13 protein-coding genes are annotated in these 16,164 nt (G+C 61.3%); 2 read left to right on the top strand and 11 right to left on the bottom strand.

All coding sequences use genetic code 11. From position 1 onward, the window contains the following. Window positions 1-62: 62 nt before the first annotated feature. From TRL7639_RS19480 to TRL7639_RS19515, 8 genes are all read right to left on the bottom strand, one after another. Window positions 63-3,131, bottom strand: coding sequence for an aminotransferase class III-fold pyridoxal phosphate-dependent enzyme (locus tag TRL7639_RS19480; protein WP_207559700.1), 3,069 nt, complete (start codon window positions 3,129-3,131; stop codon window positions 63-65). Window positions 3,132-3,236: 105 nt separating this feature from the next. After that, window positions 3,237-4,115, bottom strand: a complete 879-nt coding sequence (locus TRL7639_RS19485) for an NAD(P)-dependent oxidoreductase (protein ID WP_370809094.1) — start codon at window positions 4,113-4,115, stop codon at window positions 3,237-3,239. Window positions 4,116-4,205: 90 nt separating this feature from the next. Further along, a complete protein-coding gene (gene cueR / locus TRL7639_RS19490) occupies window positions 4,206-4,595 on the bottom strand; it encodes a Cu(I)-responsive transcriptional regulator (RefSeq protein WP_085797539.1) in 390 nt (129 codons plus the stop codon). Window positions 4,596-4,605: 10 nt separating this feature from the next. Then, window positions 4,606-7,083 carry a heavy metal translocating P-type ATPase gene (locus TRL7639_RS19495; RefSeq protein WP_085797540.1) on the bottom strand — a complete coding sequence of 826 codons (2,478 nt, stop codon included), beginning with the start codon at window positions 7,081-7,083 and terminating at the stop codon, window positions 4,606-4,608. Window positions 7,084-7,398: 315 nt separating this feature from the next. Further along, a complete protein-coding gene (locus TRL7639_RS19500) occupies window positions 7,399-8,160 on the bottom strand; it encodes an SDR family NAD(P)-dependent oxidoreductase (protein WP_085797541.1) in 762 nt (253 codons plus the stop codon). Continuing rightward, on the bottom strand, window positions 8,157-9,089 hold the full coding sequence (locus TRL7639_RS19505; protein WP_085797542.1) for an SDR family oxidoreductase: 933 nt from the start codon (window positions 9,087-9,089) through the stop codon (window positions 8,157-8,159). The genes TRL7639_RS19500 and TRL7639_RS19505 overlap by 4 nt, the downstream gene beginning before the upstream one ends. Next, window positions 9,086-9,988: a bile acid:sodium symporter family protein gene (locus TRL7639_RS19510; protein ID WP_085797543.1), complete on the bottom strand. Its 903-nt coding sequence runs from the start codon at window positions 9,986-9,988 to the stop codon at window positions 9,086-9,088. Before TRL7639_RS19510 ends, TRL7639_RS19505 begins: the two co-directional genes overlap by 4 nt. Next, on the bottom strand, window positions 9,985-11,304 hold the full coding sequence (locus TRL7639_RS19515; RefSeq protein ID WP_085797544.1) for a flavin-containing monooxygenase: 1,320 nt from the start codon (window positions 11,302-11,304) through the stop codon (window positions 9,985-9,987). The genes TRL7639_RS19510 and TRL7639_RS19515 overlap by 4 nt, the downstream gene beginning before the upstream one ends. A 78-nt stretch (window positions 11,305-11,382) precedes the next feature. Between TRL7639_RS19515 and TRL7639_RS19520 the strand changes: the two genes are divergently transcribed. Beyond that, the gene (locus TRL7639_RS19520; protein ID WP_085797545.1) at window positions 11,383-12,024 is read left to right on the top strand and encodes a TetR/AcrR family transcriptional regulator; all 642 of its coding nucleotides are present in this window, start codon (window positions 11,383-11,385) and stop codon (window positions 12,022-12,024) included. A 1-nt stretch (window position 12,025) separates the two neighbouring features. Here TRL7639_RS19520 and TRL7639_RS19525 read toward each other — a convergent pair whose 3' ends face one another. After that, window positions 12,026-12,643, bottom strand: coding sequence for a pyridoxamine 5'-phosphate oxidase family protein (locus TRL7639_RS19525; protein WP_085797546.1), 618 nt, complete (start codon window positions 12,641-12,643; stop codon window positions 12,026-12,028). A gap of 11 nt (window positions 12,644-12,654) precedes the next feature. After that, on the bottom strand, window positions 12,655-13,119 hold the full coding sequence (locus TRL7639_RS19530) for a nuclear transport factor 2 family protein (protein ID WP_085797547.1): 465 nt from the start codon (window positions 13,117-13,119) through the stop codon (window positions 12,655-12,657). Between the two features lie 301 nt (window positions 13,120-13,420). Here TRL7639_RS19530 and TRL7639_RS19535 point away from each other — a divergent pair, with 301 nt between their 5' ends. Then, complete coding sequence (locus TRL7639_RS19535) at window positions 13,421-13,996, top strand: TetR/AcrR family transcriptional regulator (protein ID WP_085797548.1); 576 nt, start codon at window positions 13,421-13,423, stop codon at window positions 13,994-13,996. 21 nt (window positions 13,997-14,017) lie between these two features. Here TRL7639_RS19535 and TRL7639_RS19540 read toward each other — a convergent pair whose 3' ends face one another. Further along, on the bottom strand, window positions 14,018-16,159 hold the full coding sequence (locus TRL7639_RS19540; protein ID WP_085797549.1) for a 3-hydroxyacyl-CoA dehydrogenase NAD-binding domain-containing protein: 2,142 nt from the start codon (window positions 16,157-16,159) through the stop codon (window positions 14,018-14,020). Between the last annotated feature and the right edge of the window lie 5 nt (window positions 16,160-16,164).

Here is a 16,164-nt window from a genome sequence, read left to right on the forward strand (position 1 = left end):
TAAACCATTTTCAACAAAGTCATTGTCGCCCCGGCCCTCCCTCAGGTCCGGGGCATTTTCTGTCAGCAGCACCCGCAGCCGGAATGATGATGCTCATGCCCGCAGCCGTGATCGTGCGCGGGTGCAAAGTCGCCCACCTCTGACAACACCTGATCCAAGGCCCAAAGGATCATCTCGACGTCTTCTGCCTCGATCGTCAGCGGCGGGCGGATTTTCAGGATGTTATCTTTGGGCCCTTCGCTGCCGATCAGGATGCGGTGATCACGCATCCGGTTCTTGACGAATTTGCAGATCTCGGTGCCCTCGGACCCGTCCGGGTTGATCAGTTCGACCCCTAGGAACAAGCCCATACCGCGCACATCGCCAACGCTGCCATATTTGGCCTCAAGCGCCTTGAGCCCCGCCATCAGCGTGTCGCCCATCAGGCGTGCGTTGTCCTGCAACCCCTCGTCATCGACAATATCCAGCACTTCCTTGCCGGTCCGACAAGACAGGGTCGAGCCGCCAAAGGTCGAAAAGAACTCGATCCCGTTGTCGAAGCTTTGCGCGATCTCTTTGGTCGTAACCAGTACGCCCAGGGGATGCCCGTTGCCGATGGGTTTGCCCATGACAACGATGTCGGGCAGGGCGCCTTGGTGTTCAAAGCCGAAGTAATGCTCTCCCAGGCGGCCCAATCCGGTTTGCACCTCATCTGCGATGCAGACCCCGCCAGCGGCGCGGATCTTCTCGTAAACAGCAGGCAGGTAACCCTTGGGCGGGATGATCTGACCACCGACCGAGGGGAAGGTTTCAGCGATGAACCCGGCCAGCCCCTGACCGCGCTCTTGCAAGGCCGCAATCGCAGGATCGACCAGATCGGCAAACTTTCGGGCACGATCGGCATCATCGCGATTGAAGCTACCGCGGTAGTCGTCGGCCACTTCAACCAGTTCGACCCAATCCGCCTGACCAATGCCACCCGGCTTGTTGAACTTGTAGGCCGAGATCGCGACGGCGGCATTGGTGTTGCCGTGATAGCCGTGATCCGGTGTCACGATCCCCTTGTTGCCGGTGTGCGCCCGTGCCAGCCGCAAGGCCAGCTCGTTGGCCTCGGTGCCGGAATTGACAAAAAAGCAAACCTCCAGATAGTCTGGCAGCTTTGACAGCACCTTGTCGGCAAAGGCGGTCTGCGCCGGATGCAGATAGCGGGTGTTCGAGTTCATGCGTTTGAGCTGATCCGCCGCAACCGCCTGAATGCGGGGATGCGCGTGACCCACATGGGGGACGTTGTTGTAGGCGTCCAGATAGGGCCGTCCCCATTCGTCGAACAGGTGATGTTTCCAGCCGCGCACCAGCATGACCGGATCGTTATAGGTCAGGCTCAAGTTGCCGCCGAAATGCTCCTGCCGTCCTTGCAGCACGCCGCCTTTATCGGTGGGCTGATAGAACACCTTGTCGTCGGGCAGGTTCAGCATCGCTGCCGGATTGGGGCAGACCTTGTGCCACAGATATATCTCGTCCGGGTCGCCGACGCCAGGCCAGTCGGCCTCCATGCCGTCAGTGGTCAGTGCCAGTTGGAAATGCACATGCGGCGCCCAACCGCCATTCTGAGTGTGATTGCCCAGCCGGGCAAAGGCCGATCCGCGCGCCACCGGATCACCAGGCTTCAGACGGTCGCAGACCTCGGGATCCAGGTGACCATAGAGGGTGTAGAACGCATCGCCTTCGGGCGTTTCGTGGTGCAGGATCACCACGCCACCATAGTCCAGATGCCCGGTGCGGTTCTCGACCACCTCGACCCGTGCGCTCATCGGTGCATAAAGCGGCGTTCCGGCGGGGGCAAAGACATCCACGGCCAAATGCACGGTGCGCCGGTCGCTGGCCTTCCAGGGGCCCTTGCGGAACCCCGGTTCGGCATAGATCAGGCGCGGTTCGCTGTAATAGCCCAGCCACCAGTCGGGACCGAATTCCTCACCCACACGAGCGGCTTCTTCCAATGGCATGTGAAACGGGTTTTGCGGCCAAGTGGAGTTCTCGACCGAGAGCGACCCCATCGGCACATCGTTCAGATCGCGACCAAAGAGATCGGCAAACTCGCCCCGGTGCTCTTCCAGATAGGCGTGAACCCGGTCGGCGCCATCGGTCACGGGCAGGTAGCAGGCGGCGCGCAAGCGCGCCGACATCAGACCACCATTGACCGCGTCATTTTCAAGGAACCGCCACGCAGGGGCCTGCGAGATGGTGACATAAGGATCGCCGGGGTTCTCCACCGCCATCAGGGTCGAGTTCACAACCGACACCGCCAGCCGCATCCGCAGCAATGGCCAGATCAGATCAACCTCTTGTGGGCTCAGTCGCCCGGCCGCGTGATAGCCCTGCACCAACGCGGCCAAAGCTGCCTCGGGGTTGGGATGATCCAGAACGATGTAAGCGCCACAGATGGCCAGATCGCAAACCCTGGGCGCGGCGCACATGTCACCCAGATCAATCAGGCCCGATACCTGCTTGGGCGCGCCCAATTCGCCTTCGACCAGGATGTTGTAATCATTGGCATCATTATGGATCGCTTGTTTGGGCAGGGCCTGCAGCTCGGGCTTGATCGCCGCAAACGACCTGGTGATGTCCCCCAACAGCGCCCGCCTTGCCGGATCGTCGATCGCATCCAGATTGTTCGCGATCCAATCGCCCTGCATCAGGTTCCATTTGAAATCGCGCTCAAGCCCATCGTTTTCGAACCCCTTGAGCGCCCGTCCGGTCGCGCCCAGAACCCGACCCAGTTTGACGATCAGGTCCAGCGGTTTCGGGTTGGATTTGGCGTAGCAGTCTCCCGGCAACCGTTCGAGCAACCAAGCAAGGCGCGGTGCGCCGCTTTCATCTGCGATCTCTGGCAACAGCGCGCCTGCGATTGTCGGGAAAACTTTTGGGAATGGAAGGCCGGGCGCGGCCTGGGCGATGTGCTCCAACGCCTTGACCTGCATGTCAACCAGATCGGGTGCACAGCCCGCACGCATGACCTTGAGCACATAGTCCTGCCCATTGGTGGCGCGCGCCAGAAAGTTCAGGTCGTATTCACCGTCCAGGCGCTCCAGCTTGGCTTCGAACCCCCAGACCCGGCGCAGCGCTGCGCCCCAAAACTCCAGCTCACCCGACATAGGCGACATCCCTTCTGCAAACCCCGTCCATGCTTCTTTTTGTTACAAATACGGCGGGGGTGAATTGGCTAAAAGCCAAGAGGGGGCAGCGCCCCCAAACCGGTCTCAGTCCAGCGCCTTCAGGCGTTTGAACAGCGATGAAGTATCCCAGCGACCGCCGCCCATCTTTTGTACGTCCTTGTAGAACTGATCGACCAATGCCGTCACAGGCAGCGAAGCGCCGTTTTCTTCGGCCTCATCCAGGCAAATCCCCAGATCCTTGCGCATCCAATCGACGGCAAAGCCATAGTCGAAATGATTGTCCAGCATTGTCTCGTGCCGGTTCACCATCTGCCAGCTGCCTGCGGCACCCTGGCTGATCACCTCGACCACCGCGCGGCCGTCCAGACCCGCCTTTTCGGCAAAATGCAGTGCTTCGGACAGGCCCTGAACAAGACCGGCGATGGCGATCTGATTGGCCATCTTGCAGCGCTGACCGGCACCTGCCTCGCCAATGCGGCGGCAGATCTTGGAATAGATTTCCATCACGGGCAGGGCCGTGTCATAAGCCGCCTGTTCGCCGCCGCACATGATCGACAGCACGCCATTTTCAGCGCCCGCCTGACCGCCTGAGATCGGGGCGTCGACAAAGGACAGGCCAGCCGCAGAGGCGATATCACCCAATTCGCTTGTGACCTTGGCCGAAACAGTGGTGTGATCGACAAAAATCGCGCCCTCTTTCATTGCCGAAAACGCCCCGTCCGCTCCGGTGCAGACCATGCGCAGGTCATCGTCGTTGCCAACGCAGGCCATGACCAGATCGGCATCTTTGACGGCTTCCGCCGGGGTGACCCCCAATGCGCCACCATGTTCGGCGACCCAGGCTTCGGCCTTGGCGATGGTACGGTTGTAGACGGTGACGGAATGCCCGGCGGCTTGCAAATGACCTGCCATGGGATAGCCCATGACCCCAAGGCCCAGGAATGCGACGTTTGCCATAGTGATGATCCTCTCGGCTGTGCGGTCCCTCTCCCCAAGGGTCGCTCTCGCGCAGAGACAAATCAAAGCTGGCGGCGCAGGGCAACCCCCGTTTGTTCAGGTGGTGCCACCCAGATCCTGCAAGATCGGGCAATCGGGGCGATCATCGCCTGCGCAGCAGTTCACCAGATGGGTCAGCGTGTCGCGCATCGCCTGCAGATCGGCAATCTTGGCCTCGATCTTGACCAGATGGGACTTTGCCACCCGTTTGACGTCGGAACTGGCGCGGGTTTCATCCTCGTACAGTGCCAATAGGGTCCGGCAATCCTCGATGGTGAAGCCAAGGGCGCGAGCGCGGCCCAGAAAGGTCAGCTTGTGCAGGTCCTGTTCGCGAAACTGGCGATAGCCGTTGTCGCTACGACCCGGAACCACAAGGCCGATGTCCTCATAGTAGCGGATGGTCTTGGGGGGCAGGCCGGTTTGTGCGGCGACGTCTCCGATGTTCATGGATGACCTCTCATTCTGCTGGTGCGGGCTTGAGTGTGGCTGCGCTTTGGGTCGCAGGCACAGAGCGTGCCACAAAGCGCAGCCGCAGCGCGTTGGTCAGGACAAAGACGCTCGACAGAGCCATGGCGCCTGCTGCCAGCATAGGTGACAAAAGCGGCCCGCCAAAGGGGTACAGGACACCAGCCGCCACGGGGATCAGAAGTGTATTGTAGCCAAATGCCCAGCCCAGGTTCTGGCGGATGTTGCGCAGGGTGTGGCGCGAGATCTCATAGGCGTTTGTCACGCCAGACACATCGCCCGACATCAGCACCACACCCGCCGCCTCGATCGCCACATCCGTGCCGGTTCCGATGGCAATACCCACATCAGCCGAGGCCAAAGCGGGCGCGTCGTTGATCCCGTCGCCGACAAAAGCCACCGCGCCAAACCGTTTGCGCAGATCGGAGACGGCGTCGACTTTGCCGCCGGGCATGACTTCGGCCACCACATGGTCGATCTGCAACTCGGCGGCGATGGCTTTGGCCGTGGCCGCATTGTCACCGGTGATCATGGCAACGGTCAGTCCCTGGGCGTGCAGGGCAGCAATGGCGTCGTGGCTTTGCGGTTTGATCGGGTCGGCCACGGCCAATGCAGCGGCGGCCGTGCCGTCGATGGCCACATAAAGTGGGGTTTTGCCCTTTGCCGCCAATTCTTGCGCCAGGGGTTCTAGTGCCGAGAGGTCGATGTTCTGACGCATCATCAGGCGATCTGCACCAATCAGGACCGAGCGACCCTCGACCTGTGCCTTGAGACCCAGACCGGTCAACGATTCAAATGCGGTAACTTCGGGCAGCGGGCCAGGAGCGGCTTGTGTGATGGCGCGCGCGATTGGGTGCTCCGACGACGCCTCGGCAGCGGCGGCAAGGCGTAAAACCTCGTCACGGTCAAACCCTTCGGTTGTGATCAGGTCGGTCAGCTCGGGGCGTCCCATCGTCAACGTGCCGGTCTTGTCAAAGGCCAAGACGCGGGTGTCTTGGAGGGCTTGCAGCGCGTCTCCCTTGCGGAACAGCACACCCATTTCGGCGGCCCGCCCGGTGCCCACCATGATCGAGGTCGGCGTGGCCAGACCCATGGCGCAGGGACACGCGATGATCAGCACCGAAACCCCGGCCACCAGCGCCATCGACAACGCCGGGTCGGGGCCGAAGAACAGCCACACCAGCACAGTCAGTGCGGCGGTTGCCAGCACGGCGGGCACAAACCAGGCGGTGATGCGGTCGACCATCCCCTGGATCGGCAGTTTGGCACCCTGTGCCTGTTCCACCATGGCGATGATCTGGGCCAATACCGTGTCTGCGCCAACCTTGGTCGCGGTAACGCGCAAGGCTCCTGTACCGTTCAACGTGCCACCAACGACTGCATCCCCAGCGGATTTGAGAACCGGAACAGGCTCACCGGTGATCATGCTTTCGTCGACATAAGTCTGGCCGTCCAGCACCGAGCCGTCCACGGCGATGCGCTCGCCGGGGCGGACGTGCAGGAGGTCCCCGGCCACGATTTCGGCAATGGGGCGCTCGGTGACGATGCCGCCCACCTCAACCCGCGCGGTTTTGGGTTGCAGGCCGATGAGCTTGCGAATGGCTGCGCCTGTACGCCCCTTGGCGCGCGCCTCGAGCAGGCGACCAAAGAGGATCAGGACCACGATCACCGCCGCCGCCTCGAAATAGACGTTGGCGGTTCCTGCGGGCAGCAGGTTTGGGGCAAATGTGGATAGGACCGAAAACCCATAAGCCGCCAGCGTCCCGATTGCGACAAGGGCATTCATATCAGGGGCACCCCGGAAGAGGGCAGGCAGGCCTTTGGCATAGAACATGCGACCTGGGCCGATCAGAATGACGCTGGTCAGGGCAAACTGGATCAGTTGGCTGGTGTGCTGCCCGATGGTGGCGTGGACCCAGTGGTGAAAGGCAGGGATCATGTGCCCCCCCATTTCCAGCACAAAGACAGGCAGCGCCAAAAGCGCCGCTAAAAGGGTTTGGTGGGCGAGCGTTTGAATCTCCTCGACCTTGCGATCAGTGATCTCGGGCATGTCGCTTGGCGGTGCGACCGCATAGCCTGCTTGGGTGACGGTTGCCGCCAGGGTGTTTGGGTCGGTGGTGCCGGTGGCAAAGGTTACGCTGGCGATTTCCGTGGCCAAGTTGACGTTGGCGGTGATGACACCGGGTGCTGCCAAAAGTGCGCGCTCGACCCGGCCGACACAGGACGCACAATTGAGCCCTTCAATGGTCATTTGGGTGTCTTGGGTCGCGACGGGATAGCCTTTGTCTGACAGGGCCGCGGCGATGTCGGCAAGTTGCGCATCATGGCTGACTTGCGCCGTCTCACTGGCAAAGTTCACGTGCGCCTGATCGACGCCGGGTAGGGCGTTTAGCGCAGCCTCGACCTTGCCCACACATGACGCGCAGCCCATGCCGGTGATCTGGAGTGTTGTGGTGGTGTGATGCGACATATCCGAGGCCAAAAATTTCTTGAGTCGTGCCTCAGATAAGGGTTCCAGTTAGGGGAAGGTCAAGGGATGCCTTTCGAACTCTTGCTTCGATGACGGTCGCTGCAGGTCCGGGGAAGGCTCCCGCCCGTCGATCAGGCATCAAAGATGCCCTCCTCCCGTTGGGCCGGGCCGCGCTGCGCGCGGCGGTTGGCGCTTGTGACGAACCAGATGCCTCAAGCGGGGCCGCGCCGAGCCAAAGGCGAGGCGCCCGGCCCAAGGCCGTTAGCGGTGCTGGCGCAGCCAGGATCGCTCGGGCGCGGGAGCACCCCCGTCCAATCAGTGTCGACCGTCGATCTGTCGTTCCATCAGTCGCTGAAAAAGGCGCGGGGACAGGCTGTTGACCCACCACGCCGCGCGCGCGATGCGGCCGACCGGGATCATGGGTCGGGACTTGCGCAATCCGGTCAGGATCTCCGCTGCCGCATCTTCGGGCGTCATGTAATCCATTCCATCCGTGGCAGATCCGGGTCGTGCGGTGCCGTCCTCTTGCCGCTGGTCATTGCCAATGTTCGTGGCCACAAAAGACGGCGCGGCGATCAGAGTGCGCACGCCGTGCTCCTTCTCCTCAGATCGCAGCGATTTGAAGAACCCTTCGAGCGCATGTTTTGATGCGGCATAGGCGGTTCGGTGATAGAGGGGCGAGAACCCTGCCACGGAAGAGATTGCCAGATGCGTGCCCTTGGCCGCCCGCACTGGTGCCAGCAGGTGGCGCGCCATGGCAACTGCGCCGAAATAGTTGATCTCGAACACTTTGCGATGGCTGACGTCATCCGTGGCGTCAAAGGCTCCGATCTGGGTGATGCCCGCGTTGTAGATGGCGAGGTCGACCCGGGGAAACCGCTCGGCGATCTGCGCCATGGTGTCGTCAAGCTGCTCAGGATTGGTCAAATCGCAGTGCATCGGGAACTGTGTCTCGCTGGCCTCAACCCCTGAGATGTCGAGATCGACAAGCACGGTTTGCCAACCATCGGCTTGCAGGGCCGTCGACAGCGCGCGCCCCAAACCGCCCGCACCACCAGAAATCACTGCTGTTTTCATTTGATGGCCTGCTTTCTCCAGAACTCGAACACTTCGGCGCTGGTCTTTTCGGGGGTGTAGCCAAAATCTGATTTCAGCGCGTCATTGGCCAGAACAGGGCGGTATTGCAGGAACCGCACCTGCTCGTGTCCGTATTGTGACAGGCCCAGGGGGCGCGCCACGGCCAACGCGGCCTTGAGCGCCCAGGCAGGCAAACGCAGCACTGGTTTGCCCAATGCGCGTGCCAGGTCCGAGACCCCCACCGCGCCGTCACCCGCCACGTTATAGATGCCGGTTGGCCCATCGGTCGCAGCACGCGCGATGATGCGGACCAGATCGCGGGTCCAGATGAATACAAATGGGCTCTCGCTGCCCTGGATCGCCAACAGCCGGGGTTTGTGAAACAGCGCCGTGATCTGATTTTCCGTTCCTGCGCCCAGAACCGTACCCACGCGCAGAATGACTTGTTCAAGCTGTGGCGCAGTTTCGCGGGCTTCTGCGAGCATTTCTTCGACCTGGCGCTTGTGATCGGAATAGGGAAACTCGGGGTTGCCACGGACGGGATCGCTTTCCTGCAAGGGCACCGGATTGTCGGCGTGATAGCCGTAGGCCGCGCCCGAAGACGTCACCACCAGCCGCTGCACGCCATGTTTGATGCAGGCGTCCAGCACGTTTCGGGTGCCGGTCACATCGACATTGTAGGCAAATTCGCGCCCAGTACCCTTGGGCGGTGTCACGATCGAGGCGAGATGCACCACCACGTCCGGCTGCACCTTGGCGATCACCCGATCGGGGTCGCCACCGGTCACGTCCATTTTGGCAAAGCTGACGCCTTCTGGCAGCGGGTCAGGTGGCGCAAGGTCGGTGGCAAAGAGCTGATGATCCCGGATCTCGGCCACCAGGGCGCGGCCAACCATTCCGGCGGCACCGGTGACAAGGATGCGGGTCATCGTTCCGCCTCGGTCCGGGACATGAGGGCGGCCAGACCCAGCCCCGTGATCGCGTGCCAGATACCCCAGAACGCGGCGACGACGGCCATGCCGCCAAGCCCGTTGAAAAAGGCAAAGATCAGAACCAGGCCAAGGCCCGAGTTCTGGATGCCGGTTTCAATGGTCACGGCGCGGCGATTGAACGGGGACAGGCGCGCCAGAGTGGCCACGGCATACCCGCCCCCCAGAGCCAGGGCGTTGTGCAAGATGACAAGCCCGGCGACTGCTCCGGCGAAGGCCAGGAAGAACCCCCAGTTGGCCGCCAGAGCAAGAACGATGAATGCGATGAAAATCCCCATGGACAGATACTGCAGCGGCCTGCGCAGCCGAGCCGTCAGTGAGGGGCGGTGCAGGTTCAATTGAACACCCAAAACCAGCGGCAGGATCAGCATCAACCCCACTGTGATGGCGATCTGAACCGGATCGATTTGGGTTTCCTGCAAGATCGCCCGCGTCGGTTCATACAGCCCACCCCACAGCGCGACGTTGATCGGGGTCAGCAGGATCGCGCCGACGGTGGCAAAAGCTGTCATCGAAACCGAAAGCGCCGCATTGCCGCCCGCCCGATGGGTGATGAAGTTCGAAATGTTACCTCCGGGACAGGCCGCAACAAGGATCAGCCCCAAGGCAATCGACGGGCGCGGATCGGTCAGCACCACCAGGCCAAAGGTCAGAACGGGCAGCACGATGAACTGCGAGCAGAGCCCCACCAGAAGCGGTTTGGGTGACCTGCGCAGCCGGCTGAAATCGTTGGGCTTCAGATCAATGGCAATTGAAAACATGACCACCGCGAGGATCGCATTCAACAAGGTCAGCGAGCCGGGCGAAAAATTCAGCGTGACGTCATCGATCCCCGTCATGCCTGCGCGCCTTTGCTGAGCTTGGCGATCCATCCGGTGACGGCGCTGCGATAGGTGGCCTTGTCCACGTAATAGGCCATCCGCGCGAGTTGCAGATAGTTCATGCCGCCAGTTGCGCGTTCGAACCCGTTTGCTTTCTCGGATTGCAGCGATCCGGCCACCGGGCAGCCCGCTTGCAGCCCCTTGATGTAACGGACAATCATTTCCGCCTGTTCGTGGCGGCCCTGCCAGCCCAGACCGCTGGCTTCGACCATGCCCAAGACAAACAGATCGTCCCGTTCGGGGTGCATGGCGTTCAGATACAGATGCGGCGCATCCCCCTGCCAATTCAGCAACTCGCGGTCGATGAAGGGATAGTGCAGCTTATACCCGGTGGCGGCCAGGATCATGTCATACTCATCTGATGAACCATCACGGAAATGCACGGTCTTGCCGTCCATCCGCTCGATGTCTGCCCGAATGCGCAGATCGCCGTGGCCTGCGTGATAGAGCACCAGCGAATTCACCACCGGGTGACTTTCGTAAAGCTGATAGTCGGGCTTGGGAAAGCCGTATTTTTGCGGATCACCCACGAACCATTTCAGGATCATGCCGTCGATCCGCCGTTTCAGCCACATGGGCAGTTTGATCAGCCCGCCCATGGTGTCGGCGGGTTTGCCGAACACATATTTGGGCACAAAGTAATACCCCCGCCGCATCGACAGGTCACACAGGCTTGCATGGTGGATCGCATCCACAGCGATATCACAGCCCGAGTTGCCGGCCCCGACAATCAGAACGCGCTTGCCGTCGAACTGGCTGGGGTGTCGATAGGCCGAGGAATGGATCAACTCGCCATCAAACTCACCGGGGAAGGTCGGCATGTTAGGCTCAGATAGGGTGCCGTTGGCGATCATGACGCCCGCAAACTCGGCCGTATGATCGCCATCGACGTCCCGCCAGGTGACGCGCCACCCGTCACCCGGTCCCCCCAGTGGCTCGGTTTTCAACACTTCGGCGTTGAAGGTGTAGTGATCGCGCAGGCCGAAATGGTCGGCGAAGGCGCGGAAGTAATTGCGCAGGTCGCGGTGCGACGGGTATTCGGCCACGCCCTCGTCCATCGGGAAGTCCGCGAACTCGGTCATCGTCTTGGACGAGATCAGGTGGGCCGTCTCGTACATCGTCGATTTGGGGCCTTCGATGTCCCACAGGCCGCCAACGTCCGAATGCAGCTCAAACCCGCGAAAGGGGATACCGTGTTCCTTGAGCACCTTGGCCATGGCAAGCCCCATCGGACCCGCCCCGATCAGAGCGTAAGCAGCGCGCGTTTCCGTCATGTGACCTCCCTAAGATGAAGCTTAACTTGAACGATCGTTCAAAATAAGGCAATATGTTTTTGAAGACAGGGAATTTGCATGGAAAAACAACGCAAAAGAGCGCCCTCGGCCCGCTCGCTCCAGACCAAGGCGCGGATTCTGGATGCGGCAGAGCAGGTGTTTGCGGCGCGGGGATTCGACGGCGCCTCGATCCGGGACATCGCGGCAGAGGCCGGGGTGCAGGTGGGGCTGGTGCATCACCACGGCGGCGGCAAAGAGGAGCTGTTTCACCAGACTGTTGCGCGCCGGGCAGATGAGCTGTCGCGGATCAGGCTGGAAGCGTTGGATGCCGCGCGGGCAGGCGGTGTCCTGACCCTGAGCGCGGTGCTCGACTGTTTCATCCGGCCCTATGTGACGCTGGCCCGGACGGGCGGACCGCAATGGATGGCCTATGGCCGCCTGGTCGCCCACGTCTCGGTCGATCCGCGATGGCGTGCGATTGCGGCAGAGTGTTTTGACCCCACGGCCGGGCAGTTCATTGATGAGATTGCGCGGCTCTACCCGCAAGCTGACCGGCAGTCGATTGCCGCCGGTCAGGTCTATTCGGTGTCGGCCATGCTCGCATTTCTGAACACCGGCTGGCGGATCGAGGCGCTCAGCCCCGGTGCGGTAGAGGCGCGAGTGGATCAGTTGGTCGACTACTGCGCGGCGGGGATCGAGGTGATGGTGAAACGGGATTAGTCTACTTGCCCGCCAACTCCGCCTTCAACCTCTCATTCTCGGCCTTCAACTGTGCGATCTCCAGCCCCAGTTGGTTCAAATGGGGGCGCAACTCGGCCTCAGTATAGCGGGGCGTGATGTGGCGGGGACAATTCCAATCCAGCGCTTCGACCTTGATGATCACGGCGCGTTCGGGTTGGGTTTCTGACCCTTCGATGAAGAGGCTCGCCGCCGCCTGTTCGCCTTCGGTAAAGCTCACACGGCCCAGTATCTTCAGGCGGCGTTGGTTGGCGTAATCCATCAGGATCATCGCCACCCTGTCGTTGCCATCCAGGTTCCCGCGCGAGATGTATTGGCGGTTGCCGCTCAGATCCGCATAGCCGAGTGTGCTTTCCCCCAACACCTTGAGGAACCCCACAGGTCCACCGCGAAACTGCACATAGGGCCAGCCGGTTTCGGACACGGTGGATTGATAGAACCCATCCCGGGCCTCGATGAATGCCTTTTCGGCCGGACCGATCAGGTGGCCGCTTTTGGGGCCTTCGGTCAGGAATTTTTCATAGCTGCGGGCCGAACCCATGCGTTCTTGATGGGCGAGCACAGCAGGGGTGAACATCAGTTTGTTAAAGGCGCGGGGCATGGTGATGTCTCCTAAAGGCCCAGATCGCTCAGGCCGGGGTGATCGTCGGGGCGGCGGCCAAGCGGCCAATGAAACAGGCGGTATTCTTCGCGGATTGGCAGATCGTTGATCGAGGCATGGCGGCGGGCCATGCGCCCGTCGGCGGCGAACTCCCAGTTTTCATTGCCGTAGGATCGCGTCCAAGTGCCGTCCGCATCGCACCATTCATAGGCATAACGTACCGCAATCCGGTTGTCGCCAAAGGCCCAAAGCTCTTTGATCAGGCGATACTCCAGCTCTTTTTCCCACTTCCGGGTCAGGAAGGCGTGGATTTGCGCGTGACCCGCCGGAAATTCATGTCGGTTCCGCCAGCGGCTGTCGTCGGTATAGGCAGGCGTCACGAGGTCAGGGTTGCGGCTGTTCCAGCCATCTTCGGCCAGGCGCACTTTTTGGATTGCGGTCTTGCGGTCAAACGGGGGGAGAGGAGGGCGGGTCATGGGGGAACCTTTAGGTCAGCGTAGCCACCAGCAGCACAACGGCCAGCAGTGCGGGGTTGAACGGGTGGAGCTTTGCTTTCTTGGGGCAGGGCATGGGGCACTCCTTTTGGGTGTACTGATCGGTAACTCTTGCCTTAATGTGTACAGATCGGTAAATCTTATTGCAAGCCAGATACGGTTTTGTGATCTGATGCGCAGTTGGGGACACGAAAGGGTGTGAAAACCGTCATCTCTGGCCCCTATCGTTGCAGCAGGGCGGATGGCGGACTATGTACTGATCAGTTCATGTCAAGGACGAGCCATGCGCCCGAACAAGAAAGACGAGTTGGTCTCCAAGGCTTTGGAGGTGTTTTACCGGGATGGGTTCCATGCCACGGGCATGGACAAGCTGGTGGTGGAAACCGGGGTCTCCAAGACGTCAATGTACAAGCATTTCCGCACCAAGGACGACCTGATTCTGGCCGCGTTGGAGCTGCGCGACCGGAATTTTCGCGAATGGTTTCTGAACCGTGTGGCCGAGATGGCAGACACGCCCGAGGGGCAGTTGATCGCGGGCTTTGATGCGCTGGCCGAATGGTTTGAAGAGGACAACTATCGCGGTTGCATGTTCATCAAGGCCTGCTCCGAGTTTCAGGAAGCCGAGCATCCGATCCATCAGCAGGCCGCGCGCCACAAGCAGATCCTGCTGGAGCACCTGACGGGGCTCGCCAAGACGGCGGGGGCAAAAGACCCGGATTGTCTGGGCAGTCAGATGCTGCTCTTGAAAGAGGGTGCCATCGTGTCGTCGGTCCTGATCAACAGCGGCGCGCCTGCGCGCGATGCCAAGGCGGCAGCCCGGGTTTTGTTGGATCAGGCGTTGGAGCACCAGGCCGCCTGATCGACGGCCTGGCAAAGGGGTTCAGGCAAACAGCTTCTGTTCGGAAGCGTGCTGTTTTAGGATTTCGGGCGGGGTGAAGCGGTCGCCGTATTTTGCGGCCAGTTCCTCGCAGCGCGCAACAAACCGATCCAGACCATAGGTGTTCACGAACTGGATGTAGCCGCCCGTGTGGACCGGCGCACCGATGCCCAAGATCGAACCCACATTGCCATCCGCGACCGAGCGCAAGACGCCCTCTTCCAAACAGCGGAGCGTTTCCAGCACCGCGCGGAACAGGATGCGGTCCTGGATGTCCTGATCGGGCAGGTCGGTGCCCTCTTTGCGCCAGGCGGCCAGACCGGGCCAGATCACCTTGCCCTCGGACGTGTAATCATACAGGCCCTTGCCGGTGGCGCGGCCGTGGCGATCGTGCTGGCTGACCAACTCGTGCACCATCTTGCGTGCTTCTGGCGTGGCTTCCTGCTCGGGGTCGAGCAAGCCCATTTCTACCTGCGTGCCATAGATGTCGTTGGCCAGTTTCAACTGCACCTCATCGAGCAGTGACAGCATACCGGTGGGCATCCCCGTCAGGCGTGACAGGTTGTCGACGCGCATGGGGTCTTGTCCCTCGGCCACCAGTTGCAGCGCCTCGAACATCTTGGTCGAGATGGTGCGCGAGGTGTAGAACCCGGTCTTGTCGCCCACGATGATCGGGGTTTTCTTGATCTGACGGGCAAAGTCAAAGGCGCGCGCCAGCGTTTCGTCCGAGGTCTGATCGCCTGCGATGATTTCCAGCAGGGGCATCTTGTCGACAGGCGAGAAGAAGTGCAGGCCGACGAAATTCTCGGGCTTCTTGGATGCACCCGCCAGACGGGTGATCGGCAGGGTCGAAGTGTTCGATCCCCAGAAACCGCCCGTCGCAAGCAATTCTTCATGCTCGGCCAGTACCGCGTTCTTGACGTCGATCTTTTCGAACACGGCCTCGATGATCAGGTCGCACCCTTTCACGTCTTCGGTCTTGTCAGTCGGCGTGATCAGCGCCAGCACGGCGTCACGCTGTTCGGCCGTCATGCGGCCCTTGTCGACGCGCTTGTTCAGCAGCTTTTCGGTATAAGCCTTGCCGCGTTCGGCCGCTTCTATGCTCATGTCTTTCAGCACCACAGGAATGCCCGCCATGGCCGCCGAATAGGTGATCCCCTGACCCATCATACCCGCGCCCAGAACGCCCAGACGCGCGATTTTCGTACGTGGGATGTCCTTGGGGCGCGAGGCGCCGCCATTGACCTTGTTCATGCCAAAAAACAGGGTTTCGATCATGTTCTTGGTCGGTGCCAGTGGCGTCAGCGATGCAAAACGGCGGCTTTCGTAGCGTTGCGCGGTGTCGAAGTCCACGCGGCCTGCTGCTTCGGTCATGATGTCCAGAATGCGCGTTGGCGCAGGCATCAGGCCGCGGGTTTTCTTGAACAGCATCGCGGCAGCACCGGCGATGCGCGGCGCGTTCCTGGGCGAGGCCGAAGGGCCGCCGGGAATTTTGTAACCCTTGGTGTCCCAGGGTTGGGTAACGGCGGCTTCATCTCCCTGAACCGAAAGGATGTGTTCTTTGGCACGAGCCAGCAACTGGTCAGGGGCCACGACCTCATGAATGAGACCTGCCTTGAGGGCCTTTTGCGGGTTGAGTTGACGCCCCTCCAACAGGAAGGGCATCGCGCCCTCAAGTCCCAGCAGATAGGTCAGGCGCACCACGCCGCCGCCACCGGGCAGCAGGCCCAGGGTGACCTCGGGCAGGCCGATCTTGGTCTTGGGGTTGTCGGCGGCGATGCGGTGGTTGCAGGCCAGACAGATCTCGTACCCACCGCCCAAGGCCGCGCCGTTGATGGCGGCAACCATCGGGACGGGGAGTTTTTCCATGCGTCGCATGACGGCCTTGGTGGCCTCGACCTGTTCAAAAAGGTCGCCCACGGTGTCGGGTGTGATACCCTTGAGCATGTTCAGATCACCACCGGCAAAGAAGGTCTCCTTGGCCGAGGTCCAGACCACGCCTTTCAGGTCGTCTTCTGCCTCGATCCGGTCCATCGCGCCCTTGAACAGTGGCCAGAACTGATCGTTCATCGCGTTAACGGGGCCGTCCATGTCCATGGTGATGGTGACGATGCCGTCCGAGTCCTTGTCATATGCAAATGCCATGTGTC

Origin of the sequence: Falsiruegeria litorea R37, from assembly GCF_900172225.1 — a bacterium.
GTDB lineage: Bacteria > Pseudomonadota > Alphaproteobacteria > Rhodobacterales > Rhodobacteraceae > Falsiruegeria > Falsiruegeria litorea.

Coding starts and splice junctions, on each gene's coding strand:
- TRL7639_RS19480 (WP_207559700.1), bottom strand. CDS start 3,131: ATGTCGGGTGAGCTGGAGTTTTGGGGCGCAGCGCTGCGCCGGGTCTGG.
- cueR (WP_085797539.1), bottom strand. CDS start 4,595: ATGAACATCGGAGACGTCGCCGCACAAACCGGCCTGCCCCCCAAGACC.
- TRL7639_RS19495 (WP_085797540.1), bottom strand. CDS start 7,083: ATGTCGCATCACACCACCACAACACTCCAGATCACCGGCATGGGCTGC.
- TRL7639_RS19500 (WP_085797541.1), bottom strand. CDS start 8,160: ATGAAAACAGCAGTGATTTCTGGTGGTGCGGGCGGTTTGGGGCGCGCG.
- TRL7639_RS19505 (WP_085797542.1), bottom strand. CDS start 9,089: ATGACCCGCATCCTTGTCACCGGTGCCGCCGGAATGGTTGGCCGCGCC.
- TRL7639_RS19510 (WP_085797543.1), bottom strand. CDS start 9,988: ATGACGGGGATCGATGACGTCACGCTGAATTTTTCGCCCGGCTCGCTG.
- TRL7639_RS19515 (WP_085797544.1), bottom strand. CDS start 11,304: ATGACGGAAACGCGCGCTGCTTACGCTCTGATCGGGGCGGGTCCGATG.
- TRL7639_RS19520 (WP_085797545.1), top strand. CDS start 11,383: ATGGAAAAACAACGCAAAAGAGCGCCCTCGGCCCGCTCGCTCCAGACC.
- TRL7639_RS19525 (WP_085797546.1), bottom strand. CDS start 12,643: ATGCCCCGCGCCTTTAACAAACTGATGTTCACCCCTGCTGTGCTCGCC.
- TRL7639_RS19530 (WP_085797547.1), bottom strand. CDS start 13,119: ATGACCCGCCCTCCTCTCCCCCCGTTTGACCGCAAGACCGCAATCCAA.
- TRL7639_RS19535 (WP_085797548.1), top strand. CDS start 13,421: ATGCGCCCGAACAAGAAAGACGAGTTGGTCTCCAAGGCTTTGGAGGTG.
- TRL7639_RS19540 (WP_085797549.1), bottom strand. CDS start 16,159: ATGGCATTTGCATATGACAAGGACTCGGACGGCATCGTCACCATCACC.